This window comes from Streptomyces avermitilis MA-4680 = NBRC 14893 (assembly GCF_000009765.2).
GTDB classification, from domain to species: domain Bacteria; phylum Actinomycetota; class Actinomycetes; order Streptomycetales; family Streptomycetaceae; genus Streptomyces; species Streptomyces avermitilis.
This window is the reverse complement of record NC_003155.5, coordinates 1,733,620-1,760,579: the sequence shown is the minus strand read 5'-3', so window position 1 is coordinate 1,760,579 and position 26,960 is coordinate 1,733,620. Positions and strand designations below refer to the sequence as shown.

General features: G+C 69.7%; 22 protein-coding genes and 1 pseudogene. 8 read left to right on the top strand and 15 right to left on the bottom strand.

The genetic code is table 11. The features are described from left to right. Positions 1-14 precede the first annotated feature (14 nt). Positions 15-1,190 carry a glycosyltransferase gene (locus SAVERM_RS07595; protein ID WP_010982864.1) on the bottom strand — a complete coding sequence of 392 codons (1,176 nt, stop codon included), beginning with the start codon at positions 1,188-1,190 and terminating at the stop codon, positions 15-17. 58 nt (positions 1,191-1,248) lie between these two features. On the opposite strand from SAVERM_RS07595, the gene SAVERM_RS07590 reads away from it, so the two are divergent. Next, complete coding sequence (locus SAVERM_RS07590) at positions 1,249-2,034, top strand: glutamate racemase (RefSeq protein ID WP_010982863.1); 786 nt, start codon at positions 1,249-1,251, stop codon at positions 2,032-2,034. 138 nt (positions 2,035-2,172) lie between these two features. Then, entirely contained in the window at positions 2,173-2,718 is a 546-nt protein-coding gene (locus SAVERM_RS07585; RefSeq protein WP_010982862.1) for a hypothetical protein, read from the top strand. A 48-nt stretch (positions 2,719-2,766) separates the two neighbouring features. On the opposite strand, the gene SAVERM_RS07580 is transcribed toward SAVERM_RS07585, so the two are convergent. After that, positions 2,767-3,825: an O-antigen ligase family protein gene (locus tag SAVERM_RS07580; RefSeq protein WP_107083160.1), complete on the bottom strand. Its 1,059-nt coding sequence runs from the start codon at positions 3,823-3,825 to the stop codon at positions 2,767-2,769. Between the two features lie 206 nt (positions 3,826-4,031). On the opposite strand from SAVERM_RS07580, the gene lnt reads away from it, so the two are divergent. The 4 genes from lnt (at position 4,032) to SAVERM_RS07560 (ending at position 9,041) form a co-directional block, all read left to right on the top strand. Beyond that, a complete protein-coding gene (gene lnt, locus SAVERM_RS07575; protein ID WP_010982860.1) occupies positions 4,032-5,651 on the top strand; it encodes an apolipoprotein N-acyltransferase in 1,620 nt (539 codons plus the stop codon). Positions 5,652-5,699: 48 nt separating this feature from the next. Further along, positions 5,700-6,173, top strand: coding sequence for an NUDIX hydrolase (locus tag SAVERM_RS07570; protein WP_010982859.1), 474 nt, complete (start codon positions 5,700-5,702; stop codon positions 6,171-6,173). A 60-nt stretch (positions 6,174-6,233) separates the two neighbouring features. After that, positions 6,234-7,034 carry a 3-hydroxybutyrate dehydrogenase gene (locus tag SAVERM_RS07565; RefSeq protein WP_010982858.1) on the top strand — a complete coding sequence of 267 codons (801 nt, stop codon included), beginning with the start codon at positions 6,234-6,236 and terminating at the stop codon, positions 7,032-7,034. A 69-nt stretch (positions 7,035-7,103) separates the two neighbouring features. Beyond that, positions 7,104-9,041 (top strand): helix-turn-helix domain-containing protein, encoded by a 1,938-nt coding sequence (locus SAVERM_RS07560; protein WP_010982857.1) that lies wholly within the window; start codon positions 7,104-7,106, stop codon positions 9,039-9,041. Between the two features lie 64 nt (positions 9,042-9,105). On the opposite strand, the gene SAVERM_RS07555 is transcribed toward SAVERM_RS07560, so the two are convergent. The 4 genes from SAVERM_RS07555 to SAVERM_RS07545 all read right to left on the bottom strand — a co-directional run bounded on the left by SAVERM_RS07555 (position 9,106) and on the right by SAVERM_RS07545 (position 12,540). Then, positions 9,106-10,491 (bottom strand): MFS transporter, encoded by a 1,386-nt coding sequence (locus SAVERM_RS07555; RefSeq protein WP_037646013.1) that lies wholly within the window; start codon positions 10,489-10,491, stop codon positions 9,106-9,108. 432 nt (positions 10,492-10,923) lie between these two features. Continuing rightward, on the bottom strand, positions 10,924-11,595 hold the full coding sequence (locus tag SAVERM_RS07550) for a hypothetical protein (RefSeq protein ID WP_037646015.1): 672 nt from the start codon (positions 11,593-11,595) through the stop codon (positions 10,924-10,926). Positions 11,596-11,873: 278 nt separating this feature from the next. Further along, positions 11,874-12,020, bottom strand: a complete 147-nt coding sequence (locus SAVERM_RS42700; protein WP_154696723.1) for a hypothetical protein — start codon at positions 12,018-12,020, stop codon at positions 11,874-11,876. Between the two features lie 10 nt (positions 12,021-12,030). Beyond that, a complete protein-coding gene (locus tag SAVERM_RS07545; RefSeq protein WP_037646017.1) occupies positions 12,031-12,540 on the bottom strand; it encodes a hypothetical protein in 510 nt (169 codons plus the stop codon). 294 nt (positions 12,541-12,834) lie between these two features. Here SAVERM_RS07545 and SAVERM_RS07540 point away from each other — a divergent pair, with 294 nt between their 5' ends. Together SAVERM_RS07540 and SAVERM_RS07535 are read left to right on the top strand one after the other, a co-directional pair. Next, positions 12,835-13,032, top strand: coding sequence for a chymotrypsin family serine protease (locus tag SAVERM_RS07540; RefSeq protein ID WP_137865272.1), 198 nt, complete (start codon positions 12,835-12,837; stop codon positions 13,030-13,032). A gap of 388 nt (positions 13,033-13,420) precedes the next feature. After that, positions 13,421-14,347, top strand: a complete 927-nt coding sequence (locus tag SAVERM_RS07535; RefSeq protein WP_037646020.1) for a hypothetical protein — start codon at positions 13,421-13,423, stop codon at positions 14,345-14,347. A 318-nt stretch (positions 14,348-14,665) separates the two neighbouring features. Here SAVERM_RS07535 and SAVERM_RS45860 read toward each other — a convergent pair. From SAVERM_RS45860 to SAVERM_RS07495, 9 genes and pseudogenes are all read right to left on the bottom strand, one after another. After that, positions 14,666-14,884 (bottom strand): annotated as a pseudogene (locus tag SAVERM_RS45860) (transposase); the annotation flags it as partial. 196 nt (positions 14,885-15,080) lie between these two features. Beyond that, the gene (locus SAVERM_RS07530) at positions 15,081-16,049 is read right to left on the bottom strand and encodes an ROK family protein (protein ID WP_010982851.1); all 969 of its coding nucleotides are present in this window, start codon (positions 16,047-16,049) and stop codon (positions 15,081-15,083) included. Continuing rightward, on the bottom strand, positions 16,046-17,740 hold the full coding sequence (locus tag SAVERM_RS07525) for a class I mannose-6-phosphate isomerase (RefSeq protein WP_010982850.1): 1,695 nt from the start codon (positions 17,738-17,740) through the stop codon (positions 16,046-16,048). The genes SAVERM_RS07530 and SAVERM_RS07525 overlap by 4 nt, the downstream gene beginning before the upstream one ends. 45 nt (positions 17,741-17,785) lie before the next feature. Beyond that, the gene (locus SAVERM_RS07520) at positions 17,786-18,700 is read right to left on the bottom strand and encodes a carbohydrate ABC transporter permease (RefSeq protein ID WP_010982849.1); all 915 of its coding nucleotides are present in this window, start codon (positions 18,698-18,700) and stop codon (positions 17,786-17,788) included. Continuing rightward, positions 18,697-19,629: a carbohydrate ABC transporter permease gene (locus tag SAVERM_RS07515; protein WP_010982848.1), complete on the bottom strand. Its 933-nt coding sequence runs from the start codon at positions 19,627-19,629 to the stop codon at positions 18,697-18,699. The genes SAVERM_RS07520 and SAVERM_RS07515 overlap by 4 nt, the downstream gene beginning before the upstream one ends. Continuing rightward, complete coding sequence (locus SAVERM_RS07510; protein ID WP_010982847.1) at positions 19,626-21,011, bottom strand: ABC transporter substrate-binding protein; 1,386 nt, start codon at positions 21,009-21,011, stop codon at positions 19,626-19,628. Before SAVERM_RS07510 ends, SAVERM_RS07515 begins: the two co-directional genes overlap by 4 nt. A gap of 32 nt (positions 21,012-21,043) precedes the next feature. Beyond that, positions 21,044-22,141 (bottom strand): enolase C-terminal domain-like protein, encoded by a 1,098-nt coding sequence (locus tag SAVERM_RS07505; RefSeq protein WP_010982846.1) that lies wholly within the window; start codon positions 22,139-22,141, stop codon positions 21,044-21,046. A gap of 56 nt (positions 22,142-22,197) precedes the next feature. Next, a complete protein-coding gene (locus tag SAVERM_RS07500) occupies positions 22,198-25,218 on the bottom strand; it encodes a discoidin domain-containing protein (RefSeq protein ID WP_237528734.1) in 3,021 nt (1,006 codons plus the stop codon). Positions 25,219-25,674: 456 nt separating this feature from the next. Further along, entirely contained in the window at positions 25,675-26,451 is a 777-nt protein-coding gene (locus tag SAVERM_RS07495) for a FadR/GntR family transcriptional regulator (RefSeq protein ID WP_010982844.1), read from the bottom strand. Between the last annotated feature and the right edge of the window lie 509 nt (positions 26,452-26,960).

Here is a 26,960-nt window from a genome sequence, read left to right as displayed (position 1 = left end):
CCCGACCGGCACGGTCACCGTTCCTCGAAGGCGGTGCCGGGACGGGCGTAGGTGCGGCCCTTCCAGGCTGCACCACGTCCCCGGTAGTGCTGCACCGCCGAATCGACCGTCATGAGGAGGTACAGGAACGCGGTCACCGGCAGTAGCGGAGCGAGCCACAGGGGCTGGCGGTAGTAGCGCAGCATCGGGAGGTACGTTCCGGTCATCACCAGCCATGCGATCCCTCCCGCCGCCATCGTCGGCGCGCTCCCCGCGGCGAGGCCCACGAAGAGAGCGCCCGGCGGGACGAGATACACCAGGACGAGACCCAGCACGGTGCCGACCAGCAGCAGCGGACTGTGCCGCAGCTGGGCGTACGCGCTGCGGGAGACCATGCGCCACAGGTCGTGCAGCCGCGGATACGGGCGCACGCTGTCGACTCGTTCGGCAAGGCCCAGCCAGATGTGGCCCCCGTCGCCCTTGACCACCCTGGCGAGCGCCACGTCGTCGATGACGGCGTGCCTGATCGCGTCCGGAATCCGGGCCCGCTCGGCGGCGTCCGTGCGCAGCAGTACGCAGCCGCCCGCGGCGGCGGCCGTCCGAGCCCCCTTCGTCCCGATCCGTCGGAAGGGGTAGAGCTGCGCGAAGAAGTAGACGAAGGCCGGCACGACCAGCCGCTCCCACACACTCTCCACGCGCAGCCGGGCCATCTGCGAGACGAGATCGAAGCCGCCGGTACGCGCGGCCGCCACCAGCTCCCGCAGGCTGTCCGGTGCGTGCGCGATGTCGGCGTCCGTCAGCAGAAGGAATTCGGGGTCACGCGCGCGTGCGAGACCGATGCCATGACGTACGGCCCACAGCTTGCCGGTCCAGCCCGGCGGGGGCGCGCCGGGGGAGTCGACGGTGAGCGGAAGCCCGCCGTGCCGCTCCGCGAGCTCCAGGGCGAGGGCCCCGGTGCCGTCCGAGCTGTCGTCGTCCACCAAGAAGATTTCGGCACGCCCCGGGTAGTCCTGGGCGAGGAGCGACGGCAGGCTGTCCGGGAGCACGCCGGCCTCGTCGCGCGCCGGCACCACGACGCCGACGGACGGCCAGTCGGCGGGCTCCACGCGTGGGGGCAGACGCACGTCCGTACGCCAGAAGAAGCCCTGGCCGAGCAGCAGCCACAGCCAGGCGGTCAGTGATCCGGCGGCGATCCACACAACGGCGCTCACCCGCCGCAGTCTGCCCCACCACGGCTGCCCGTCGAGGCCGATCGTCTATGGTGACCGGGTGAAGATCGCGCTCCTTGACTCCGGAATCGGGCTGCTCGCGGCAGCCGCCGCGGTACGTCGACTGCGGCCCGACGCCGATCTCGTTCTCTCCTCGGACCCCGCCAGCGTGCCGTGGGGACCGCGCACTCCACAGGACGTGACGGAACGTTCCCTCGCCGTCGCCGAGGCGGCCGCCGCGCACCGCCCGGACGCGCTGATCGCCGCCTGCAACACCATGTCGGTGCACGCCCTTCCCGCGTTGCGGGCCCGCTTCGAACCCGGACTGCCGGTCATCGGCACCGTTCCGGCGATCAAGCCCGCCGCGGCGAGTGGCGGTCCGGTGGCGATCTGGGCGACGCCCGCCACCACCGGCAGCCCGTACCAGCGCGGTCTCATTCGGGAGTTCGCCGACGGAGTGGCGGTCACCGAGGTGCCGTGTCCCGGCCTCGCCGACGCCGTGGAGCACGCGAACGAAGCGGCCATCGACGCCGCGATCGCCGCGGCCGCGGAGCGCACCCCGGACGATGTAAGGGTCGTTGTCCTGGGCTGCACTCATTACGAACTCGTCGCCGAGCGTATTCGCGCCGCCGTGCAGAAGCCGGGCCTTCCGCCGCTCGTCCTGCACGGTTCCGCAGGAGCGGTGGCCGCGCAGGCGCTGCGCAGGATCGGCGAGCTGCCCGCGCCCGAGGCACCCATGGGCGCCTCCCTCACCGTGCTCCTCGGCGGGCGCGAGGAAACGCTGCCCGCACCGGCACTCGCGTACGAGGAAGGCCAGCTGCTGCAGACCCTCAGCACAGCGCGTTGACCGACCCCGCCCTGGGCCGGGTGACCGGGTGACCGGCCGTGACCGGGCGGGCGCCCTGGGTCTCCCGACCGCCCACCCGGAGCAGTGACACTGAGCAACCCGGTGCCCGCGGTGCGGAACCTGAGTAGTCTCATAGGTATGAGGGACCACCCCCACGACGAAGACGTCCCGCTCACCGAGGTCTGGACGGGACGCGCGACCAATCGTGCCCAATGGCTGCTGGCGCTCGGCGGTGCCGCCTTCCTGGCGCTCGGTGTCGAGCTGGCCGTCGACTCGGCGTGGACGTCGGGCATCGCCCCGCTCGTGATGGCCGTCGTGGGCTGCATCGCGGCCGGACTGCTGGTCATCTTCGGGACGCTCGCATTCGTGCACGTCGCGGTGAAGGTCGACCAGGACTGCCTGGAAGTGCGCTGCGGCCATATCGGTCTGCCGCGCCGCCGTATCCCTCTCGCGCAGGTCGCGGGCGCCGAGTTCGTGGCCCGCGTCACCCCGTGTCAGTGGGGTGGCTGGGGCTATCGCTGGCGGCCCGAGAAGGGCACCGCGGTCGTGGTCCGTCGCGGCGAGGGCGTGGTGCTGCGCCTCTGGGACGGCCACACGTTCACCATCACGGTGGACAACGCGGAAGCGGCGGTACGGATCATTCGCGACCGGCTGCACTCGACCATTCCGGGTGCCGCGCACTGACGAGCGTTGCGGCCGTGCCGCACTGAGCCCCGAGACGTCCGAAGACGGTCAGTCCGCCCCGCGCTCGCCTTCCGCCTCCCCACTGAGAAGCGGCCGTGCCGTGGCGATCCCCGCCAGCAGCCCCGCTCCCGCCGTCACCGTGGTGAAGCTCAGTGCGTCCCCCACCGTGGCGATGGCCGCCAGCGCGGTGAGGGAGGCGCCCGCGGTGAGCGCGATCGGCGTGGCGCGCGGGCTGCGCCACAGCGCGTACAGCACCCAGCAGAACACTGCCGCGAGCAGTGCCACGCCGAGCAGACCCTGCTCGGCCGCCTGTTGCAGCGGCGCGGAATGCGGCTTGCCGTCGGGCAGCAGCGACTGCGCGGCCGTAGGGCTCAGCTCCCCGAAGCGTCCAGGCCCCGCGCCGAGCACCGGATCCTGGCGGGCCAGACGGAGCGCGTCGCGCCACAACAGGATCCGGCGCTCTGTGAGCTGGCCTTCCAGGGCCGTGGTCAGCCCGGCAGGCAGTACGTTCTCGGCGATCGCCCAGGCTGTCGCGCTCACCAGCGCGGTGCCGAGCGCCAGGCAGGCCAGCCCCGGGCCACGGCGCCGCATCCGGTCGGCGGCCGACGAGCAGAGCAGCACTCCGGCGCAGGCCGCGAAGCCGGTCAGGGAACCGAGAGCCGCCGCGGTCACCGTGATGGCGGCGGCCAGCAGCCGCAGCGCGAGCCGCGATGCCGAAGGACGCGCCGCCCACGCCGCGCAGCACGCCGCTCCCGCGCAGAGCGTCAGCAGCGCGGCGGTCGCGCCCGCAGGGCCGAGCGGCGAGGAGCCCTGGAGGCCCGCCGTGCCGTGCGGGGCCGCGAGCACCAGACCGAGCCCGGCCAGTGCCCCGGCGCAGGGCGTCGCGACCGGCAGGAGCGCCCCGCAGATCCGCCCCGAGGCGTAGCCGGCGGAGACGGCGAGCACCGCGAGCAGGACACCTTCGGGCCGACCGCCCCGTGCGGCGGCCGTGACCAACGACCAGGTGGCACATGCGGCGAGTACGGCGATGCCTGTCGCGTCGGATACGTTGCGTCTGTCGTCGGCGGCCGTCGTACCGGCCGCCGCTTCCGTCCCCGTGGACCCCACCCAGCCGCCCCCCGACCTGTGACGGGCCCCGGCCGGTCCGGCCGCATCCGGCCGCACGTCAGAGGCTCGGGGCACACCGTAACGGGTGATGCGCCGGTTTGTGGATGAGTTGCGCAGAAACGATGCGCCTGAGGTGTCGGCAGCAGCGGTCGCCGCCGCACGGACCGCGCTGTCCGCGTCTTGGTCACGCGCCGTACACTCCCCGAGTGACCGTCACCGCAACCTCCGTAGACGAGCCGGAACAGCTCGAACCCCAGGCCGCGCCCGCGTCGCGCGGTGCCAGACGGGTACGGCGACTCGTTCCGGCCGCCGCCGCGACGCTCTCCGGAGTGCTGCTGTACGTCAGCTTCCCGCCCCGCACCCTGTGGTGGCTGGCCCTTCCGGCGTTCGCGGTTTTGGGCTGGGCGCTGCGGGACCGCACCTGGAAGGCGGGCCTCGGCCTCGGCTATCTGTTCGGCCTCGGCTTCCTGCTGCCGCTGCTCGTGTGGACCGGCGTCGAGGTCGGCCCCGGCCCGTGGCTCGCGCTCGCCGTGGTGGAGGCGGTCTTCGTCGCCCTCGTCGGCGCGGGCATCGCCATGGTGTCGCGGCTGCCCGCCTGGCCGCTGTGGGCGGCCGCGCTGTGGATCGCGGGCGAGGCGGCACGCGCGCGTGCGCCGTTCGGCGGCTTCCCCTGGGGCAAGATCGCCTTCGGCCAGGCCGACGGTGTCTTCCTGCCGCTCGCCGCGGCCGGCGGCACCCCGGTCCTCGGATTCGCCGTCGTCCTGTGCGGTTTCGGGCTGTACGAGATCGTGCGCCAGGTCGTCGACGGGCGCCGCACCGGAGTCGTACGGCGTGGGGCCGCTGCCGTGGCGCTGCTGAGTGTGGCCGTCCCGGTGGTGGGCGCCCTCGCCGCCCGGTCCCTGGTCAGCGACAAGGCCGAGGACGGCACCGCGACCGTCGCGGTCATCCAGGGCAATGTGCCGCGCTCGGGGCTCGAGTTCAACGCCCAGCGGCGCGCCGTGCTCGACCACCACGCGCGCGAGACCGAGCGTCTGGCCGCGAAGATCAAGGCGGGCAAGGTCGCGCAGCCCGACTTCGTGCTGTGGCCGGAGAACTCCTCCGACATCGACCCGTTCACCAACCCCGACGCGCGTGCCGTGATCGACAGTGCGGCCAAGGCGGTCGGCGTCCCCATCTCGGTCGGCGGTGTCGTCGAACGGGACGGCAAGCTCTACAACGAACAGATCCTGTGGGACCCCGCCAAGGGGGCCCTGGACACGTACGACAAACGGCAGGTCCAGCCGTTCGGCGAGTACCTTCCGCTGCGCTCGCTGCTCGGCGCCATCAACAAGAACTGGACCTCGATGGTGCGCCAGGACTTCAGCCGGGGCACCGAGCCGGGCGTGTTCACCATGGCGGGCACCAAGGTCGGCCTCGCCACCTGCTACGAGGCCGCGTTCGACTGGGCGGTGCGGGACAACATCACCCACGGCGCGCAGATCATCTCGGTGCCCAGCAACAACGCGACGTTCGACCGCAGCGAGATGACCTACCAGCAGCTCGCCATGTCCCGGGTCCGCGCCGTGGAGCACAGCCGCACCGTCACGGTGCCGGTGACCAGCGGTGTGAGCGCCGTGATCATGCCGGACGGGAAGATCACGCAGAAGACCGGGATGTTCGTGGCCGACTCACTCGTGCAGAAGGTGCCGCTGCGCTCCTCCCAGACCCCTGCCACCCGGCTCGGGATCCTGCCCGAGATGGTCCTGGTACTGGTGGCGGCGGGCGGGCTCGGCTGGTCGGTCGCCGCCGTGGTCCGCGGGCGGCGGAACGACGCCCTTCAGGGCTGACGTTCCCGGACCGCACGCCGGACGGGACCGGCCCGTTAGGGTCGGGGCATGGCTACTCCCGACTTCATACGCACCATCCGGGCCTCCGCGGGCCACCAGCTGCTCTGGCTCCCCGGAGTCACCGCCATCGTCCTCGACGACGACGGCAGGGTGCTGCTGGGGCGCCGCTCCGACACCCGCACATGGTCGGTGATCGGCGGCATCCCCGACCCCGGAGAGCAGCCCGCGGCCTGCGCCGTGCGGGAGGTGTACGAGGAGACGGCCGTGCGGTGCGTCGTCGAACGGGTCGTCCTTGTGCAGGCCCTGGAGCCGGTGACGTACGACAACGGTGACACCTGCCAGTACATGGACATCACGTTCCGGTGCCGGGCCGTCGGCGGCGAGGCGCGCGTCAACGACGACGAGTCACTCGAGGTCGGCTGGTTCCCGTTGGACGCCCTGCCGGAGCTGAACGAGTTCGGGCTGCTCCGGATCAAGCAGGCGCTGTCGGATGGACCCACATGGTTCGACCCTATGACCTGAGGGCAAAAAGTGTGCTCTGAGCACATCGGTCGGGGCGGGGCCGCTGCCTAGGGTCAAGGCATGAACGCGCCCCTGGTCCTCCCCGGCCCGCACGCCACCTCCCTCGACCTCGGCGGTCGGACCGCCCTGGTCACCGGCGCCGCAGGCGGCATCGGCAGGGCCTGTGCGCTGCGGCTGGCCGCCGCCGGGGCCAAGGTGAGAGCGGTCGACCGCGACCCCGAGGGCCTGGACACCCTCGCCGAAGCCGCACGGGGCCTCGCGGGCACGGTCGAGCCTCAGGTCCTCGACCTCACCGATCTGGACGCCGCGGAACTCTCCGCCGCGGGAACCGACGTCCTTGTCAACAACGCCGGGCTCCAACTGGTCCGTCCCATCGAGGAGTTCCCGCCGGAGGCCTTCCACACCGTGCTGACGGTCATGCTGGAGGCACCCTTCCGGCTCATCCGCGGTGCCCTGCCCCACATGTATGGACAGGGCTGGGGGCGGATCGTCAATGTGTCGTCGGTGCACGGGCTGCGCGCCTCGGCGTTCAAATCGGCGTACGTGGCGGCGAAGCACGGCCTGGAGGGGCTCTCGAAGACCGCCGCGCTCGAAGGCGCGCCGCACGGCGTCACCTCGAACTGTGTGAACCCCGCCTATGTGCGCACCCCGCTGGTCGAGAAACAGCTCGTCGACCAGGCAGCGGCGCACGGGATCCCCGAGGAGCGCGTGCTGTCCGAGGTGCTGCTCCGGGACAGCGCGGTCAAGCGGCTCATCGAGCCGGCGGAGGTCGCCGAGGCGGTGGCCTATCTGTGCAGCCCGCAGGCGTCCTTCATCACCGGTACGTCGCTGGCGCTGGACGGCGGCTGGACCGCACACTGAGCAGCTCGGAATTCCTGAGTTGTCCACAGGGCCGGCGGCGCCGGCCCGACCTTGGGTCATCCTGTGAACATGTCTCGCGATCACGTGCAGTCCCCCCAGCGCTCCGGCGAGGCAGCGGCCACCGGCCCCAAGGCGCCGTTCCTGGAGCTCCTGGCCCGGGGCGCGTCCGCCGACGCGTACGAGCAGCCGGTGCTTCTCGCCCGCGCCGAGGGCCTGTCTCCCGAGCGGGTCGCCGCGCTGGAGCGGACCAAGCGCCTCGCGCTGCGCGTGCGCTCGGAGATGGAGGGCAGACGGCGCCGTGAGGCCGAGCTGTCCGCTCTCTTCGAAACAGCCCATGACCTGGCCGGACTGCGTGACCTCGACGCCGTGCTACAGGCGATCGTCCAGCGGGCCCGGTCGCTGCTGGGCACCGACGTCGCGTACCTGACCTTGCACGACGAGGCTGAGGGCGACACCTATATGAGGGTCACCGAGGGCTCGGTCGCCGCGCGCTTCCAGCAACTGCGGCTCGGGATGGGAGAGGGGCTCGGCGGCCTCGTCGCCCAGACCGCCCGCCCCTACGTGACCCCCGACTACTTCAACGACGAGCGCTTCCAGCACACCCGCGTCATCGACGGGGGCGTACGGGACGAAGGGCTGGTGGCGATCCTCGGCGTGCCCCTCATGATCGGGCCGCAGGTCATCGGTGTGCTGTTCGCCGCGGACCGCCGCGCCCGTGTCTTCGAACGCGAACAGATCGCGCTGCTCGGCTCGTTCGCCGCACTGGCCGCCGCCGCCATCGACACCGCCAACCTGCTCACCGAGACCCGCTCGGCACTGGACCGGCTTGCCCGTGCCAACGAGATCATCCGGGATCGCAGCGGAGTGATCGAGCGCGCGTCGGACGTCCATGACCGGCTCGCCGAGCTCGTCCTGCGCGGTGGCGGCGTCCACGACGTGGCCGCGGCGGTCTCCCAAGTGCTCGACGGTACGGTCGAGTTCGCCGAGGCCGTGGTCACACCGGCCGTGGCCCTGGAGGCATCCCGCGCCGAGGGCCACGCCGTGCGGCACGGGGACGACTGGATCGCCGCCGTGGCGGCCGGCGGGGAGCTCCTCGGTGCGCTGGTGCTGCGCGGCCATCCGGGCCTCGACCCCGTCGACCAGCGCACCCTGGAGCGCGCCGCGATGGTCACCTCACTGTTGCTGCTCGCCAGACGCTCGGCATCCGAGGCCGAACAGCGCGTCCGTGGCGAGCTGCTGGACGACCTGCTCGACGCCCGTGACCGCGACCCGCGACTGCTGCGCGAGCGGGCCTGGCGGTTGCACGCCGATCTGGACGCCACCCATGTGGTCCTGGCCGCCCGTCTCGACGGCGCGGCGGCCGACGCCGACCAGGAGGCGTCCGCGCGCCGACGCCTGTGGTCGGCCGCGTCCCATCTGGCGGCCACCCGGCACGGACTGGCCGCCGCCCGCGACGGCGGCACCGTTCTGCTGCTGCCCCTCGATCCCGGGGACACCGCGACGACGCTGGCCCGTCGCACGGCGGGACAGCTCGGGACCGCCGTTCACGAGCCGGTCACCGTCGGTGCCTCCGCGCCCGTGGAGAGCCTCGCCGACCACCCGGACGTGGTGGGGGCCGCCTATGCGGAGGGGCAGCGATGCCTCGACGCGCTGCGCCTGCTCGGCCGGGCAGGGGAGGGAGCCGCCGCCGAGGACTTCGGGTTCCTCGGCCTGCTGCTCGCCGGCGACCGGGACATCTCCGGCTTCGTCGGGCGCACGATCGGGCCGGTGGTCGCGTATGACGAACGGCGGGGCACCGACCTCCTGCACACCCTGGACGCGTACTTCGCCTGCGGGATGAGCCCGGCACGCACCAAGGACGAACTGCACGTCCATGTGAACACGGTGGCGCAACGGCTGGAGCGGGTGGGCCGGCTCCTCGGCGACGACTGGCAGAGCCCGGCCCGCGCGCTGGAGATACAACTGGCCCTGCGTCTGCACCGGTTGTCGTCACCCGCACGGCCCTGACCCCCGTACGTGTGCTGTACGGGGGCCGGAAGGACCGGGGAAAAAGACGGTCGGCGGGAGCGGGTCAGACGGCGGGCGCGTCGGCTGCCCGTGCCGCGGCGGGTTCCGCGTCCGTCACGGGGTCGACCGCGGCCAGGTCGCGACTGCGGGTCTCCTTCGCCGCGCCCACCGCGATCAGCGTCAGGACGACGGCCGCGATCACGTACAGGGAGATCGGGGTGGAGTTGCCGTAGTCGGAGAGCAGCGCGGTCGCGATGAGCGGAGCGGGCGCACCGGCCGCGACGGAGGCGAACTGGGCGCCGATGGACGCACCCGAGTAGCGCATCCGCGTCGCGAACATCTCGGAGAAGAACGCCGCCTGGGGTGCGTACATCGCCCCGTGCAGTACGAGTCCGACGGTCACGGCCAGGATCATGTTGCCGAAGCCGCCCGTGTCGATGAGTGAGAAGAAGGGGAACATCCACAGGCCGACCCCGGCCGCGCCCAGCAGATAGACGGGCCGGCGGCCGATCCGGTCCGAGAGCGCGCCCCAGGCCGGGATGACCGCGAAGTGCACGGCGGAGGCGATGAGCACCGCGTTGAGTGCCGTCTGCCGGGACACACCGGCCGATGTCGTCGCGTACACGAGGATGAACGCGGTGATCACGTAGTAGCTGATGTTCTCCGCCATGCGGGCGCCCATCGCGACCAGCACGTCCCGCCAGTGGTGCCGCAGCACGGACACCAGCGGGAGCTTCTCCGCGACGGCGTCCGGTGCCGCGCTGCGGGCCTCCGCGCGGGCCAGCGCCTGCTGGAACACGGGTGATTCATCGACAGACAGACGAATCCACAAACCGACGATCACCAGGACACCGGAGAGCAGGAAGGGGATGCGCCAGCCCCAGGAGACGAACGCCGCGTCCGACAGTACGGCGGTGAGCAGCGACAGCACACCGGTGGCGAGGAGTTGCCCGGCGGGTGCCCCGGTCTGCGGCCACGAGGCCCAGAACCCGCGGCGCCGCGCGTCTCCGTGCTCGGAGACGAGCAGCACCGCGCCGCCCCATTCGCCGCCGAGCGCGAAGCCCTGCACCAGCCGCAGCGTGGTCAGCAGGACCGGAGCGGCGCTGCCGACGGTCGAGTGCGTGGGCAGCAGACCGATCGCAAAGGTCGCCCCGCCCATCAGGAGCAGGCTCAGGACCAGCAGTTTCTTTCGGCCGAGCCGGTCGCCGTAGTGCCCGAAGACGAGAGCGCCCAGCGGCCTGGCGGCGAACCCCACGGCGTACGTCAGGAAGGACAGCAGCGTGCCGACCAGGGGGTCGGAGCCCGGGAAGAACAGCTTGTTGAAGACGAGCGCGGCGGCGGAACCGTACAGGAAGAAGTCGTACCACTCGATGGTGGTGCCGATGAGGCTCGCGGCGACGATGCGCTTGAGGCTGGCGGGTGGCGGGGGAGCGGTTGCTGCGGAGGCCATGTGCACCACTTCCGGGTGTTCGGTGGGGACGGGTACGTGTCCGGACACCGTAGGAACGTGCAGGTCAGGCGCACATGTGGTGGGACACCATAGTTCAGGGGCGGGGTGTGCGTGTGGCCCCCATGCCTGGACGTTGGGTTCCGGCAGAGACGCTCAGCCGGTGGTGAATGAGGAGGTGTCCAGGGTGCGTGGTTCGCGGCGCTTTGACGGTGCCGTGCTGACTCCCGTGCTGGTTTGATGCTGACCCAAAACCCAACGCCGGCCCCGTGTGTCGGACATCGGGCCGAGCGATGCGGGAATGGCGGTGCTGGAACACAACGATGTGCCGGCCTAGGGGCGAGTCGGGTGGCACGCTGTACGAAGCCCTGCGTTCGGAGCTGCCCGGGCACCGCTTCGTGTGCCCCGCACACGCCGCCGCCATCCCGCTACTGATCACAGGCATCGCCGCCGCAGTGAAGCCTTGCGTGTTGTAGCTCGCGGGCAGGTGCCGTAGTCCTGGCCACTCTTGACGCCACGGCGTATGAGCACTGGTGCGGTTCGAAGGTGGTGCGCGGCATGCGGTCGCTGGTGCTCGACCGGCGCTGGAGTGTCCAAGAGCGACGCGGAGCCGGCGAATGCGAGGATCCGCGCGTTGCGCGTGCCGCGCAGGACGATCAGCGCACGGCGCAGTTCTGTGCTCAGCTGGAAAAGCCGGCGGCTGTACTGCCCACCCCTGTAGGTGTACAGCCGGAAGACCTTGACGGCGAGTTCGTCGCGGCCGTCGGCGAAGGTGTCCGGGAGTCCGGCGAGCAGCTCGAGATCGCGTTTACCGGTTGCCGCGTCAGCCACCACGCTCGGAGGTAGGACGTCGATTTCTGCGGCAGATGCAGAAATGTCGACCGTGACGGCATGGGCGGCCAGGGCCGCGAAGAGCTCGATCAGCCGCTCGCCTTCCACGATGTTGATGCCCCAGGCCTCCAGGTGCTCGTGGCGGCGGGCCTGGCGCCACGCCTCCTGGTGGACGAGGAGGCGGGCCTGGCGCCACGCCTCCTCGTCCACCACAGGCAGCAGGACACGGCCCAGGTGCGCGCAGCGACGCCAGAGCAGGTCGTGATCGGAGGTCACGGTCGATCCTCCCCAGGCGAGTGGAACACATGGGGCCGATGACCAGCCCGACCGCCGCAGGTCCTCCAACTTCCCACTACGCGCAGTGCACGTACAGACCGGAAGCCAAGATCCCCGACAGCGTCAGCTACTCAGGAGCCGGCCGTCGAACTGGCGGCGTAGGCGCGCATCGCGCGCCACACCCGGCGGGCGCCCCCGACATGCGACAGGGCCCGGATCCTGAAGAGGGCCCGGGCCCCGTTCGGCAGTAGCAGGGACAGGAAGTCCGACCGGGAGGGTCAGGTGTCTTGGCCTGCCTCTACGACTTTCTCGTAGCGCTGTTCAGCGGGCAGCGTGGGGTTTGCCGCCGCGGCGGGGTAGGGCGTGGCCTGCTTCAGTGCGTCTTCGATCTCAGAGAGGTCGGATCCGTTGAATTCCTTGGCCATGCCTTCGACTTCAGTCGGGCGGCAGGCTTTGACGGGTCTTGCCGTCGATTTCTCCCAGGCCAACAGTGCCCTTGTCGAAGGGAAGGACGCCGCCAAGGGCGGCGGCCTCAAAGCCCTGCACATCCTCGTCCCAGACTAGGACGGCGATGTAGCTGTGCCCTGACTCGAGACGGGAGGTACCGCGGAAGTTGAACTCCCGCGTGCCCACGCCGTCCTCCCACCACAGGCCGGCCAACTGCGTGGTGAAGGAAGACGGCAGTTCAGGGGACCCTGAGCGGTTGTAGAGGACTTTGTCGATGACGACACGGCCAGTGCGGTCCACGTGCCCCTCGCCGTGCTCCTTCGCCTTGTCCGGGACGGGACTGATCTTTTCGTTGTCGACGTGGATGACCGCCACGTGATCGCCGTAGGAGACCCAGTCGGTCGTGTTCTCCAGCGGGAAAGCGGACAGGGCCTCGGCTTCAACCGGTCCGCGAGGTCCGCTGTCCGGGCCGGAACCGAAGGCACCGGACAGTGCCATCGCTCCCGCCGTCACGGCGGCGAGTCAGGGCGGGCGTGGAGCAGCCGGCGGCGCGCGCGGCTTGCGCGGGGCTCAGCCCCTCCCACGCGATCAGCAGCACTGCCTCACGTTCGGCGTCGCTCAGGCAGCTCAGCGCTGCCAGTGCGCCGCTGCGCGCGGCGGTCTGCTCTTCAGCGCTGTCGGCAACCGGCAGTGTCGAAGGTGCCGAGGAGTCGGCACTTTGGTGAACGCGTGCCAGAGCTGGAGTTGGCGTAGGCGCGCATGCGGCCCAGGACCGGGGCTACGCTTTACAAGGTGATCGAGACCAGCCTCTGCGACATGTACGGCGACAGCGGTGGGGCTATGTTCACAGGGGCTATTGCCCTGGGAATCACGTCCGGTGGCAACTATGTCGACGAGCCCTGCGGCGATACGGACGCGCAACCCGACCGCGTGACCGACTACCAGCCGGTGCAGGGGGTGCTCAATACGCACAACCTCGCCGTCTACTGAACCTGAAGCCACCACGCCGTGATCGCTCTGTAGATCGCTCGTGCGGACAAGTCTCCGCGGAATGGGGGCAGGAGCGGGACTTCCTGTTCCTGCCGAGGGCAGGACGCTCGGTCCAGGCAGTATCCCAAGCCGGGGAAGTCCTCGTTGCAGTCGCCGTGTGGCGGTTCACTGCGGGTAGGAGTGACCTGCACCGACGCTGCGTGGTGCAGGTCCGCGCAGCGCCACGGACATCACGCGACTAGAAGTCTGGTCACGATGCGGAAACGAACTCGACCGGACAACGGAATGGGCCGAACGCAGCCCGGGATCGGCGCGTCACATCGGCGGGTAGGGCCGCCAGCCGTCAGCGCACAGCGTCCATTTGCCACCGTCAGCCTTTGGAGGATACATGCCTGCGAACAGCGCACGCACCGTCCATCTGCTCGTCGCACTCGCCCTGTTGGCCGGTGCTGCCGTTGCTGGCTGCGGCGGCGAGAAGGAGGACGGCAGTCGTGGAGCGGAGGTCGGTGACGGCAACTCGGCGTCACCGCAGGTGAAGGTCCGAGCCGGTCAGGTCGCCGACGCCTGGGACGGATCCAAGGCCGCCGAGATCTGGCACAAGGGCTACTACCCGATGGGGGAGGTGGTGCAGCTGCCCGGGACTGGCCTTCACAACGACGCCGACAAGCGCGCCTACAAGACCGGCAACTTTCTCCTGCGCGGCGGCCTCCCCGCCAGCTTCCACAAAGACGGGCAGGTGAGGTGGGGGAGCGGAGGCTCGCTCACGCTGCCGCTGATGGGGGCGCAGAAGGCGTACATGGCTCTGGACCGCGACAGCAGTGACGGACCGCACCTCGTCGCGACTGGGGCGAAGCTGGGCGAGATGACCCTGACCACCAGCCGTGGGCCGGCGACCGTCCCGGCCTGGCTGTTCACGCTGGAGGGCTATGACACCCCGCTCAAGCGGGTCGCCGTCAGCCCGTCGAAGCTCCCCGAGCCTCCGATCAAGCCGGCCAAGGGGATGTCCACCAATGTGCTGGCGCCGCTGGGCGGGCTGGTGCAGGTCGCCGGGGACGGTCGGTCCGTCACCGTGGTGGCCACTCACGGATCCTGTGACGACGGTCCCGCTGTGGACGTGCTGGAGACGGGCGGCAGCGTGGTGTTGTCCGCATCTGTCGTCGGGGCGAAGGACGGCGCCTGCACCAGCGAGTTGGGTGGCGAGAAGGTGACCGTGAAGCTGGGCCGGCCGGTCGGCAACCGCATTCTCCTGGACGCATCCACGGGGCGACCGGTGCCGTACAGCAAGTGGCCTGAGACCTCGCCCAGCTGGAGCTGAGCCGCCACTGGTACGGGTGCCTGCCCTGAGAGTCGCGGGGCGGTTCAGTCAGTCCCGTGCGGCACCGGCGCCCTGAGCTGACCTGCTGTGCTGGTGAACGGTACTGTTCGCCGGGGATGGTCTCCGACCATGTGAGTCGTAGAAGCTGCAAAGACGGCCGGGTCCTGGGCGACGAGCGTTCAGACCACTGTCTCCCCGAAGCGCCACGAGCCCCGGTTGCCGAACGCCTCCGCGCGCAGGCCCACTTCCCAGGCGATCCGGGCGGCCCGCCGCAGTGCAGTCGACGCCACGGACCGGCCTTGGTCCACGCCACAGACCGGCCTTGGTCCACGCCGCGAACCGGCGATGCGCGGTGGCAGGCGAGGTGCCGAACATCGGCGGCAGGTACAGCCAGGCGCAACCGCTGGTGTGCACGTACACCACCGCCGTGAACACCTTCCGACCCGCCACCGGCACCGTGCCGCCACCCTGTTGCCTGGGCCGGAACGGCGGTATCAGCGGTGCGGCAATCTCCTCCGCCCACTCCTGGAAGCACACGGCCACCACATCAACACCTCAATCGCCTGCTTCCGCACGCCAGTCGACGTCGCGGCGTTCCTCGCTTCCAACCCCACCCCGACCAAGGTCAAGAAGACGAGTTAATGATCTGCAAGCCCTAAGACGCGATAGTGACGCGGAGCGCGGCCAGGCCGAGGGCCAGGTGTCCACGGCTTGTGCCTGCCCTTCGTCGGTCTCACGCCCCCGCCGCACGGGCCGCGCCCACCAGTGCGGCGTTCCCCGCGGGGCCGGCAGGCTTCATCGTACGAGTGCGCTGTGCGCCTGCCGCCGAGGTGCCACCCGGACCAGGGGGCGCGTCTCCTACGGGGCACTCGGGGGCTCCGGGAGGCAGTGAATCCGCGTCGGCGTGTGGGGAGTTCGGCGTCCAGCCCCCGGTCACGAGGCCAGCGGACAGAGCGGGCGCGACGAGGTCCCAGGAGCGGGCTATGGAGCCTCCGACGACCAGGGCGGTCGCGCCGAAGTCCACCAGGCGCGGGCCCAGCACGACGCCCAGTCCGGTGAAGACGTCGTCCAGCACCCGCCGGGCCCGCGCCTCCCCCGCTCTGGCTCGTCCGGCGATGTCGTGTACATCGGCGGCGGGGTCGCCATAACGGGCGAGGATCGCCCGGCGTGAGACGGTGTCCTCCAGCGGCCGATCGTCGATCTCGGTCAGGTCCATCCGACCCTCGGGTGGCACGCCGGGACCGTTGGCGCAGATGCGGCCGTCGGCGAGAAACGCCGAGCCGACACCGGTGCCGAGCGTGATGCCCACGGCGCGGTGGTGCCCGCGGACGGTGCCCGCGGACCACTCGCCGGTCAGGAAGGCGTGGGCGTCGTTGAGGAACACGACGTCGGCGGGGCGCTGCCGTAGTCCTTCGAGGAAGGCTGCTCGCACGTCCATCCCGTACAGGGCGTCGAACTTGCCCACGCCCTTGAAGAGGGCGATCCCCCTCGCGTAGTCGAACGGCCCGGGCACCGCCACGCCCCACCGCGCACCCGGAGGCACCGACAGCCCGTCGGCGCAGTGTCGTACGGTGCCGAGGATGTCGTCGGCATCGCCGTCCGCGTCGAGCGGCTCGCGCGTACGGTTGGTGACACGCCCGTCGCGCAGGTCGACGAGCGCCGCGGTGACATGGGTGCCGCCGATCTCCAGGACCGGAATCAACGGACCAGCGCCTTCACGACACGCACCGGGCCGACGCCAGTCGCTCGCAGGGTGTAGCGGCCGACCGCGGCCGGCACGGTGAGTGTCTCCGCGTAGGCGAGTTCGTGTCGGTCTCCGGCCGCCGTGTGCACCGTGACGCCTTCCCCTTCGACCACGTTCAGGATGTGGAACCGTCCCTGCGTGTCGTCGGTCGCCTCGGCGCCGGCGTCGAGCACGAACCTCCTGACCTCGTAGAACATCTCGGCCAGCGCGCCGATGACCTCCTCCCGCCAGCCGGTGCCCTCGCGCAGGGTGCGCGGCTCTTGAACCAGGTCGCGGGCGACGGCCGTGCCGCGGCGTCCGGTCTCCAGGTTGGCGAACCCGTGCTCGTAGGGCAGGGGGCGCGGGTTGCCGTCGGCGCCGGGTCGCAGCCAGTCGTAGAACCTGAGGCTGTACAGGTAGGGGGTGGCGCTGATCTCCAGTACGAGGTTGCCCGCGCCGCTGGCGTGCGGGGTGCCCGCCGGGATCATGAACAGCCGGCCCTGTTCGGCGGGGAAGGCGAGGACGTGGTCCTCGGGGTCCATGGGGACTCCGTCGGTGACGGCCCTCTCCACCTCCTTGCGGAAGACGTCGACGTCGGCGTCCTCGCGCAGGCCGAGGAAGACCTTGGTGTCGGTGCTGCCGAGGGTCAGGTAGTACGTCTCGTGCTGGGTGTACGCCCAGCCGAAACGCTCCCGCATGTACGACTCCTTCGGGTGGCAGTGCACGGAGAGGCTGCCGCCGCCGACGGTGTCCAGGTAGTCGAAGCGGATCGGGAAGGACGTGCCGAATTGGGCGTGCCCCTCTGCCCCCAGCACGCTCAACGGTTCCAGCACACACAGGAGTTGGAACGGCACCTCGGCCTGGTCCTCCGGTCCGGTGCCGATGAGGATGCCGGCCTCGGGCGCGATCAGTTCGTAGCCGAGCGCTGTGTTGCGGCAGTTGGGGTTGAATCCGAGCTCGCGCTGGGCCCAATGGCCTCCCCAGGGCGTGGAGTTGAAGTACGGGCGGGTGCGGACGGGCTTGCGGGCCAGCGCGGCGTATGTGGCGCGCAGGCCTGCTCCGTCGATCCACGCCGGGTGGTCGGGGCTCTGCATGTCGAGCCAGGCGTCGAGGCGGTGTGCGAGCGCGTCGCGGTGCTGGTCGAGCATCGGCCAGTCGATGTAGAACAGCCGCCTGAAGTCGGGCTTCTCACCCGGCAGACCGAGGTTGACGCCCGGCTCACCCGCGCCGACGGCGGCCTCCGCGTATCGCTTGGGCACATCGGCGTACCAGAGCAGGTCGTGCTCCACGAGGGCGGCGCCGGGCCCGTAGACGAGGAGCAGCCCTTCCGTCGGCGGTGCGGATACCGGGAGGATCTCGAAGAGGTCGTCAAGGGGATTGTCGGCGAGCCTGCGGAAGTAGGGGTCGTCGGCGTCCGCCGGGTGTTCGGTGCGGCTCCTGACGTGTGCCGGCCGTGCGTAATGGCTCCGTATGTCGAGCAGAGTGACGGGGGTACCGCGTCCGGTCAGCTCGTTTTCGAGGCGATCACCGAGGAGGGACCAGTCGACGGACGGGGGCCCGTCGATGGCCACCACCACGGGGCCGTCGGGGAGTTGGGAGGCCACTGCCTGCCATCCCGTGTGGAGGACGGCCTGCGGGGCGGGGGCGTAGCGCGGATCGAGCCGGTACACACGGTCTCCTTTGCGGACGTGCTGAAGAGGGTGGCGCGACGCCGCTCATTCCTTGCTCGCTCCGGCGAGCATCCCGGACACCAGGGTGCGCTGCGAGAAGACGAACAGCACCAGCACCGGCAGGATGGCGATGAGGATGGCCAGGGCGAGTTCGGGGATGGTGACGTTCAGTCCGGCGCCGGCGACGGGGTTGAAGGACGGCGTCGAGGTCAGCAGTTGGTTCAGGCCCACCTGGACGGGGAACTGCTCGCTGTTCGGCAGGACGAGGTAGGGCAGGAAGAAGTTGTTCCAGTTGCCCACGAAGCTGAAGAACGCGACCAGTCCGACCACCGGCTTGGCGAGCGGGAGCGCGATGCGGGAGAAGAGCTGCCACTCCGTGCAGCCGTCGATCCGCGCGGCGGACAGCAGGTCCCTGGGGAGGCTGCTCCCGAAGTAGATGTAGACCAGATACACGCCGAACGGATAGAAGGAGAAAGGGAGTATCACCGACCAGATGGTGCCGATCAGATGGAAGCGGTTGAGCTCCAGGAAGATCGGCAGCACCAGGGTGGCCTGCGGCATGATCATGGTGACCAGGGTGATCACGAGGAGCGTCTTGCGTCCCCGGAAATTCGTCAGCGCCAGCGCGTAGCCGGCCGGAACGCTGACGGCCAGCGTCAGGATGAGCGAACCGCCCGAGTAGACGGCCGAGTTGCGCAGCCATCTCGTCATGGCGCCGTCCTGGAAGGCGAACAGGTGCCGCCAGGCCGTGCCGATCTGATGGAACGAACCGAAGGAGAGGGGGTTGTCCCGCACCACTTCGCCGGCGGTCTTCGACGGTGTCAGCAGCAGCCAGATCACCGGCAGCACGAAGAACAACAGCAGCAAGGCCAGGAGGAGTCCTACGACCAGGAAGGGCAGGGTCCTGGAAGGACGGATACGCCGCCTCACGGCCGTCAGGAAGACAGCGGTCTGTGTCATTTCTCATCCAACTTGAACAGGTTCGAGCGAGCGACCAGCAGCCCGGCGGCGAGGAGGCCCACGGCGAGGAGGACGACGGAGATGGCGGCGGCGCCGTTGAAGTCGCCCTGCTGGAAGGCGTAGACGTAGGCGAGCTGGTTCGGCGACCAGGTGGGGCTCACCCTGCCGAGGCTGGCGGTCTGGAGAAGCTGGGGCTCCACGAACAGCTGGGTGCCCGTCGCGAAAGCCATGATCGTCATGTAGACGATCCACTGCCGGATCATCGGGATCTGGATGTGCCAGGCGGTGCGCCACGGGCCCGCGCCATCCATGCGGGCCGCTTCCAGCACGTCGTCGGGGATGTTGTTCAAAGCCCCGTACATCACGACCATCCAGCCTCCGGCACCGGTCCAGAAGGCGATCAACATGAGGATCAGCGGCAGGTTGCCGGGCGCCAGGACAGCGGCGAACGTCTTCAACCCCATGGCGGTGAGCAGCCAGGACACCGGGCTGACATCGGGGTCCAGCATGAACAGCCAGACCAGAACGCTCGCCACTCCGGCGAGGGCGCCGGGAATGTAGTACAGGAAGCGGAAGAGCGCCGATGTGCCCGGACGCACGCGGCTGCGCAGCACCACGGCGGTCAGCACGACCAGGACGACGAGGGTCACCAGCCACATGACCAGATAGATCAGCATGTGGGTGAAGGCCGGGGCGAAGCGGTAGTCTTGGACGACCTTCACGAACTGGTTGAGCCCGGTGAACTGGCCCCGGTCATTGGTGAGCGCGAGGTAGAACGCGTACCCGGTGGGGAAGACGCCGAACGCGAGCAGCAGCAGCGCGTAGCCGGCGACGAAGAAGTAGCCCGCGCGACCGCGGCCCGTGCGCCGCGGCGTGGTGCCGCGGCGCACGGGGGAGACGGCGACAGGCTCGGTCTCCAGCAAGGTCACTGATCGACCACCTTGTAGCCCTGGCTCTTGGCCTCGCCCGCGATCTCCCGCTGCCAGGCCGGCAGCGTCTCGGTCAGGCTCTTTCCGGAGGTCAGAGCCGGGAGGACGACACTGGACCAGGCGGTGGAGTCCGAGAACCTGGTGTTCGACCAGCCGGTCCACACCTCGTTCGCGGCCTGCTCGAACGGCTCGCTCACATCATTGGCGAAGTAGTTCCTGTTGGCCGGGTTGGCCAGCCAGGCCTTCGCGGCCTGGGTGTAGGCCGGATAGGTGGGCGCGCCGGCCTGGTTCTCGTCGGAGGTGGTCAGCCAGGTGACCAGGTCCGTGGACGCCTTGAGGTTGGCGCTGTGCGAGGACACCATCCACACGCCGCCGCCGACGTTGCCCGTGGCGGTCGTGCTCTCTCCCTTCCATGCCAGAGGGGGCGCCGCGGCGATCTGCTTGGCCGGAGTCTTGAAGCCGGCCTTGAAGAGGTACTGGCCGTACCAAGAAGGGCCGTAGGCCATCAGGACCTTGCCGCCGCTGTTCTCGGCGAATCCCTGGCTGAAGAAGCCCTGTGTGGCGATGGCCTTGGCGCCGATCAGGTCGTCCAGCAGCTTCGCCATCCGGGTGCACTTCGGGTCCCGCAGGTCGGTGCGCAGGGTGTCGGGCTTCACCAGGCTGAACGCGGGGCACTGCCCCGACCAGAAGTACGACTCGTGGGAGTTGGTGTCACCGACCGAGCCGACCAGATAGCCCGGATGGTCCTTGGCGACCTTCTTGCCGAGGGCCTCGTAGTCCTCCCAGGTGGTGGGGACCTTGTAACCCCACTTGTCCATGAGGGACTTGTTGTACCAGAGGAGGACCTGCGCGATGTCGTTGCGCATGCAGTAGGTGTGGCCGTCGAATTCACAGGGCGTCAGCGAACCCTTGGCGAATTCGTCCAGGGTGCTCTGCGGTACGAGCTTCTCGTCCAGGGGCGCGGCGAACGGCCGCGCGTCGGGCTTGGTGGCCTCCGACGCCCAGGTCACGTCGGTCGGCGTGCCGAACACCACGTCCGGCCACCCGCTGCCGGTCCTGTCGAACAACTGCACCTTCGACTGGAGATACGTCGATCCGTCGGCTCCGCCGTCGTACGTGACGATCTTCATCTTCACGTCGGGGTGCGACTTCTGGTACGCCTGCACCGACGGCAGTCTGGTCGAGTCGGCCCACACCGTTATCCGCGAGCCCTCCTTCTGCGCGGCCGGCTTGAACGCCGACTGCCCGGAGGAGGAACGGGTGGTGGTGTCGGCGCTGGCGCAGCCTGCAAGGGCGGCCGTGGTGGCCAGGGACAGCGTGACTGCCGCGGTGCGGAGCAGCGAGTGACGCCGGCCGGTTCTCGGAGATCGGGAAGACTCCATTGTCTTTCCTTGCCTTTCTGTTCTTGCGCCGGTCAGCGCGGCTGCTCGACGAACGGCAGGAGTTCGTTGCCGTAGCCGAAGTCGAGAGGAAGGGCTATGCCAGGCCCCGCGGGGGCGTGCACCAGGCCCTGGTCGTCCACGTGGCGCTCACGGACAACGTTCACCGAGGTCACCAGGGACTCGTAGTAGGTGGTGTTGGAGATGGCCATGCACAGGTGGTGGTTGGGGATGTCCGAACCGTGCACCTCGGCCCGCAGCCGGAAGGCGTCCGCGAGATGCGCGGTGCGCATGGCGCCGGTGATACCGCCCCGGAGAGTGGTGCCGGCCCGGACACCGAAGGTGGCGGCACCGGCCCGGATGAAGTCCGCCGCGTTCATGTGCGCCCCGTCGGAGGTCTCGGCCACCAGAAGCGGTACGTCCACGGCCTCGGCGAGCCGCTGATAGGCCGAGATGCTGAATTCGCGGATCGGCTCCTCGTACCAGAGGTAGTCGGCCTCGGAGAGGGCCCGCCCCAGCCGGATCGCGTCGGGCAGGTCGAAGCCCGCCGACCCGTCGTACATGAGAGGGACGTCCGGACCGACGTGGTCGCGCAGGGCCAGGCACAGTTCCGCGTCACGGCGGGCGTCGCCCCAGGCGTGCAGTTTGATACCGCGATACCCCAGGGCCAGGCACTGGTCCGCCACGTCGAGGAACTCCGCGACGCTGGAGAACGTCGAGGTGGAGGCGTAGGCGGGGATGGCTTCCCGGAAGCCGCCGAGCAGACGCCAGACCGGCTCGCCGTGGTAGCGGCCGGCCAGGTCCCACAAGGCGATGTCGATGAGGCCCAGGGTGGGGAGCGGGAGTTCGTGGATACGGTCCAGCTCCCACACCCGGTGCCACAGCCATTCCCGCTGGAACGGGTCGGCTCCGACCAGTTCCGCACGAAAGACCCGGTCCACCAGGTCCCGCAGGGTGGAGTAGGCGCCCGGACGAGCGAATACCGACACTCCCTCGGCTCCCTCGTCCGTCCCGATGTGCAGGACCGCGCCGTCGCCCACCGGAGCGCTTCCGCTCAGCCCGTCGCGCCAGCGGAAGGGCGGACTGGCTGCCGGAACATCGATCCGGTGTACCTCGACATGGGTGATCTTCATCCTGGCTTTCGTTTTCTGTACGAGATGTGAAAGGTGTCGGCTCGCAAGCGGAGTGCTCAGAAGCCGCCGTACGCCTGGAGCCCGTAGGCGCTGCCGCCGTTCCCGCTGGAATCGGTGACGGTCAGGCGCAGGTAGCGTGCGGTGACGGGTTTGTCGGCGAAGGAGTGGACGGCTGACGACGAGGTGGCGTCGGAGGTGTGGTCCTCGAAGATGGACCAGGTCGTGCCGTCGGTGGAGTACTCCAGGCGGTACTTGTAGCCGCCGGCCTTCTCGAAGGTGGTCACCACGCTGGAGACCCCGGTGTCCTTGCCCAGGTCGACCCGGATCCAGGACGGGTCGGGCAGGCCCGCGCCCTGTGCCCAGCGGGTGGAGAGATCCCCGTCCACCGCCTTCTCGGGCGCGTAGTCCTTGGAGTACGACGACGAGGCGGTGACCTGCTTGTCCAGGGCCAGGTCGTGGTCGGCCGGCGTGGTGACGACAGCCGCCTTGCCGGGGTCGGAGGCGTTCAGCGCCTTGTCGCGTGCCACGACGGTGAAGGAGTACTCCGTGTCCGCGGTCAGGCCGGAAACCCGCAGTGTCGTGGCGTCGGTGACACCGATCCGCTTGCCGTCCCGGTAGACGACGTAACTGGTCACGCCGGTGTCATCGGTGGCCGCGGACCAGCTGACGTCCACCAGGCCGGGCAGCAGCGGCTTGACCGTGGGCTGTCCGGGTGCCGTAGGGGCCGTGTGGTCCGTGACGGTCCTGGGAGTGCCGTAGACCTGGAAGTCGTAGATGCTGCCGCCGTTCCAGCTGGATCCGGTGACGGTCAGCCGCACGAAACGGCCCGTGACCGGATCGTCCGTGTGGGCGTAGTCGGTCGCCGCCGTGGTGTTCGCGGCGGTGTGGTCCGCGAGTGTCTTCCAGTGGACCTCGTCGGGTGACACCTCGATGCGGTACTTGTACCCGCTGGCCTTCTCGAAGGTCGTGATCGCGCCGTTCACGTCGTACGGCGCACCGAGATCGACCTGGATCCAGGACGGATCGGGCAGGCCCAGGCCCTGGGCCCAGCGCGTGGACAGGTCTCCGTCCACCGCCTTTTCCGGGGTGTTGTTCTCCGAGTACGACGAGGCGGTGAGGGACTTCTTGAGGGCGAGGTCCGTGCCTGAGGGCATGGTGACGTGCAGTGTCGGGCCGGGACCTGACTCGTTGCCGGCGGCGTCACGGGCGGTGATCTGGAAGGCGTACGTCTTCCCGGCGGTCAGGCCCGGAAGGCGCACCGAGGTCTTCCCGGTGGCGCTGATCAGCTTGCCGTCCTGGTGGACGGAGTAGCCCGTGACCGAGGTGTCGTCGGTGGATGCGGCCCAGGTGAGGTCTGCCACCGTCGGGAAATCGGTGACCGCGCTCGGAGTGCCGGGCCTGCTCGGCGCCTGGTGGTCGGCGACGTCGGGGCCCGGGTCGAGGTGGCGGTAACTCGGCTGGAGGCCCGCGTTGTTGACCACGGAGGCCGGCAGTTGGCCGCAGGAACCCACAGTGGTGTTGCCGCTGATGGTGCTGCCCGTGCTGTTGGCCTGGGCGGAGTAGGCGGGCTGGGTGGTGAAGTTGCCTGTGGCGTCGATGTCCATGCCGTGGTTGAGGAACAGCCACTGGTATGCGACGTCGCACAGAGCGTTGCCGGTGTTCGTCCAGTACCGGCTGCCTTCGTCGTGGTAGATCGCGCCGTAGGCGGGCGACGGTATGCCGTGGATGTAGTTGCCGGACACCACGCCGCCGGGGTCGGTGCTGAGTGTGTAGACGGCACCGCCGTCGGCCTGCGACTTCATGATGTCGTAGATCTCGTTGTCCGTGACCTCGGTGTCGCGGCTGGTCGTGGGGGTGTCCCAGATCGGCACGCCCAGATTCCCCGGGGAGTAGTTGCTGTTGCCGCCCTTGTCGGTGAGGCCCCAGCCCCAGCCGACGGAGATGCCGGTGTAGGGCAGGTCGTAGACCTTGTTGTGGGTGATCACGGTGTGGTCGGTGTAGCCGGCCAGGATGCCGATGGAGCCGTTGTACTGGTCGGCGACCTTGGTGACCACGTTGTTGTCGACCCTGGTGTCCTTGGTGATGTCCCGGGAGTCGTCGGGATGAGCGTCGATCACCGCGACCCCGCCGATCTGGATGCCGGTGGCGGCGATCTGGCGGAAGACGTTGCCCGTGATGTCGGAGCCCTGGGTACCGGTGTTCAGGTTGAGCCCGACCGCGCCGAGATGGGTGAAGGTGTTGCCCTCGAAGCCGATGCCGTGGCCGTAGCTGACATTGACGGCGCCGGGCGTCTTCTGCCACTTCAGGCGGGTCGCGTCGAAGTCGGGGTCGTGGCCGACCATCCGGAAGCCGGCCTGGCCCTCGATGAGGCCCTCAAAGGAACTGGGCGCGAGCCAGGTGGAGTAGGAGAAGGTGACGCCTCGGAAGGACACGTTGCTGACCGGGTCGGTCCTGGTGCCGTCGAGGTCCACCAGGTCCTGCACGCGCGGCACGGTGACGGTCGCGGTGGACAGGTCCTGGCCGGCCTTGGGCATGTAGTAGATCTCGCCCTCGCCCTTGTCCAGGTACCACTCACCGGGCGTGTCCAGCAGTTCGCGGGCGTTCTCCAGCCAGGTCGGGTTCTGGATCTCCTGGCCCCGCTGGAGATGCGCGTTGTGCCAACACGGCTGCTGCATCGTCATCTTGTTGTCGGCGATCGACTGCGCGGGGCAGCGCATCAGCTTCCAGCCCCAGGAGCTGACGACCTCCAGGTCCGAGGGACGCTTGTAGGCGTTGAGGCCGGTGTCGGTGAAGGTGTAGCCGGTGGACGTCTTGCTGAAGCCGGAGGGGTTCTTGGCGCTGCGCGCCCGGGTCTCCAGCTCGCCGTCCACATACAGCTGGCGGGTGTCGATGTCGCCCACCTTGGCCTTGTAGACCCGTCCTGCTCCGCCGGCCGGAACCCAGCCGGTTATTCGCTCGCCTCCGCTGATCACCGGATGTGCGCCGGGGGCGGCCTCGTAGACGATCTTGTGTCCGTCGCGGCCGGAGTCCCGGGCGGTCAGGGCGAACGTACGGCTGAGCCGGTAGGTACCGGACATGAGCCGGACATGGATGTCGCCTTTGGCGTTCCGCCTGACGTCGCGCACGTGGTCCCGCGCGTGCTCGAGCGTCCTGAAAGGGTGTGCGGCGCTACCTGAGCCCACGTCCCGGCCGGCTGGAGAGACATAGACATCGATGTCCGGCGGTGGGGGAGCCGCCTGGGCCGGCACGGCAGTCAGCAGGGCTGCCACTGCGGCCACCGAGAAGGCGGCCGTGAAACTTCTTCGCAGCGGCGCGAAGACGCGCCTGCGCGCAGACGGATGAGACACACGTATCCAATCGCCTGAGGGGGGTGATACCTGGGAGTCCCGGTCGTCCACCGGGACTCCCAGGGCGATGGGCGGCTCGACCGCTGTGCTGCGGCACATGCGGGGTCGGCCGGTTCACGAGGCCGCCGCCTCCGCGGACGGCGGTGGAGCCCCGGAGCCGCCGCTCCTCGAAGGCTCCGGGGGCGCCTAAGGGGCCGTGTCGGCGTCGGGACTGAACAGCCGGTCGCGAATCTTCTTCTCGAACTGGCTCTGTGTGGTGCCGATGTGTTCCACCATCAGCCGCTCGGCGAGATCGGCCGCCCCCGCGGCGACCGCCTCCGCTATGGCCACATGCTGACCCGCGGCGACTTCCAGCGATCCGGGCACGTCACCGTGGAAGAGCAGCACGTCGGACTGGGATGCCAAGCGCCTCACACCGGCGACACTCGACCTCAGGAACACGTTGTGCGAGGCGGCGCCCACCGCGTCGTGGAAGGCCGCATCAGCCTTGGCGAAGGTGTCCACGTCGTTCATCGTGGCCGCTGCCAGGGAGCTCTCCGCGCTCTCCCGTATGGCCCGGACCTCGATCGGGGTGGCGAGGGAGGCGGCACGGCGTGCTGTCTCCGACTCGATCACCTTGCGGTAGTCCAGGAGCATGCGGACGTCTTCCATGCTGGTCGGCCGGAAGTGCGAGAGTTCGTCGTCCAGCAGCCCGCCGACCGAGGCGGCGACGAAGATACCGGCGCCCCGCCGCACATTGAGCCGGCCGATGGCGGCCAGGACCTTCACGGCCTCCCGGGTGACGTTGCGGGACGCTCCCAGGATCTGGGCCAGGCCCTGTTCGGTGGGGAGGCGGTCGCCGGGCCGCAGGTTCTCCTGGGCGATGTAGTCCAGCAGTTGCTCCGCGACCAGTTCATACCCCGGACGGTAGGGACGTGACGTCGCGTCATCTGCCTTGCCAGGAGCCTGTGTTGAGTCGCCCAAGGCGAACCTCCCTCTTGCGTCACGGATTAATCTGATTCATTGACGGTGGCCAATATGGCACTGCCGCTGCGAGTTGGGAAGAGAACGGACAGACCTCAGGCGGAAGCCCTGCGAAGACCTCATCAAAACGGACTGAACTACGCACTCCCGTCAGGATGTTGCGCAGAATGGATCCCATCCATAAGGTCCTGCCTGCCAGATGAAGCAGATCCTTCCTCATGCGGTACGCGATGCCGGGCGGCCCCTGCACGCGGCGGCCACCAGGACCCGCCGACGGCACGAGCCTCGCCCGAAGTCGCCCCCGGCCCCCGGGGACCGCCTGGAACACCGTGGCCAGTGGGACAAGCGCACCTCCGATGTTCGGGGTGCCGGACTGATCCGCTACTTGGCTGACCGATGAACGCTACCCGCACGAAGGAGACATCGTGGAAGTGGGAATCGGCGGCGGCCGCCGGCCTTGACTGAGACCTCACGTACGCCCGAGCCGTCCGCGGGCCGCACCTCACGCA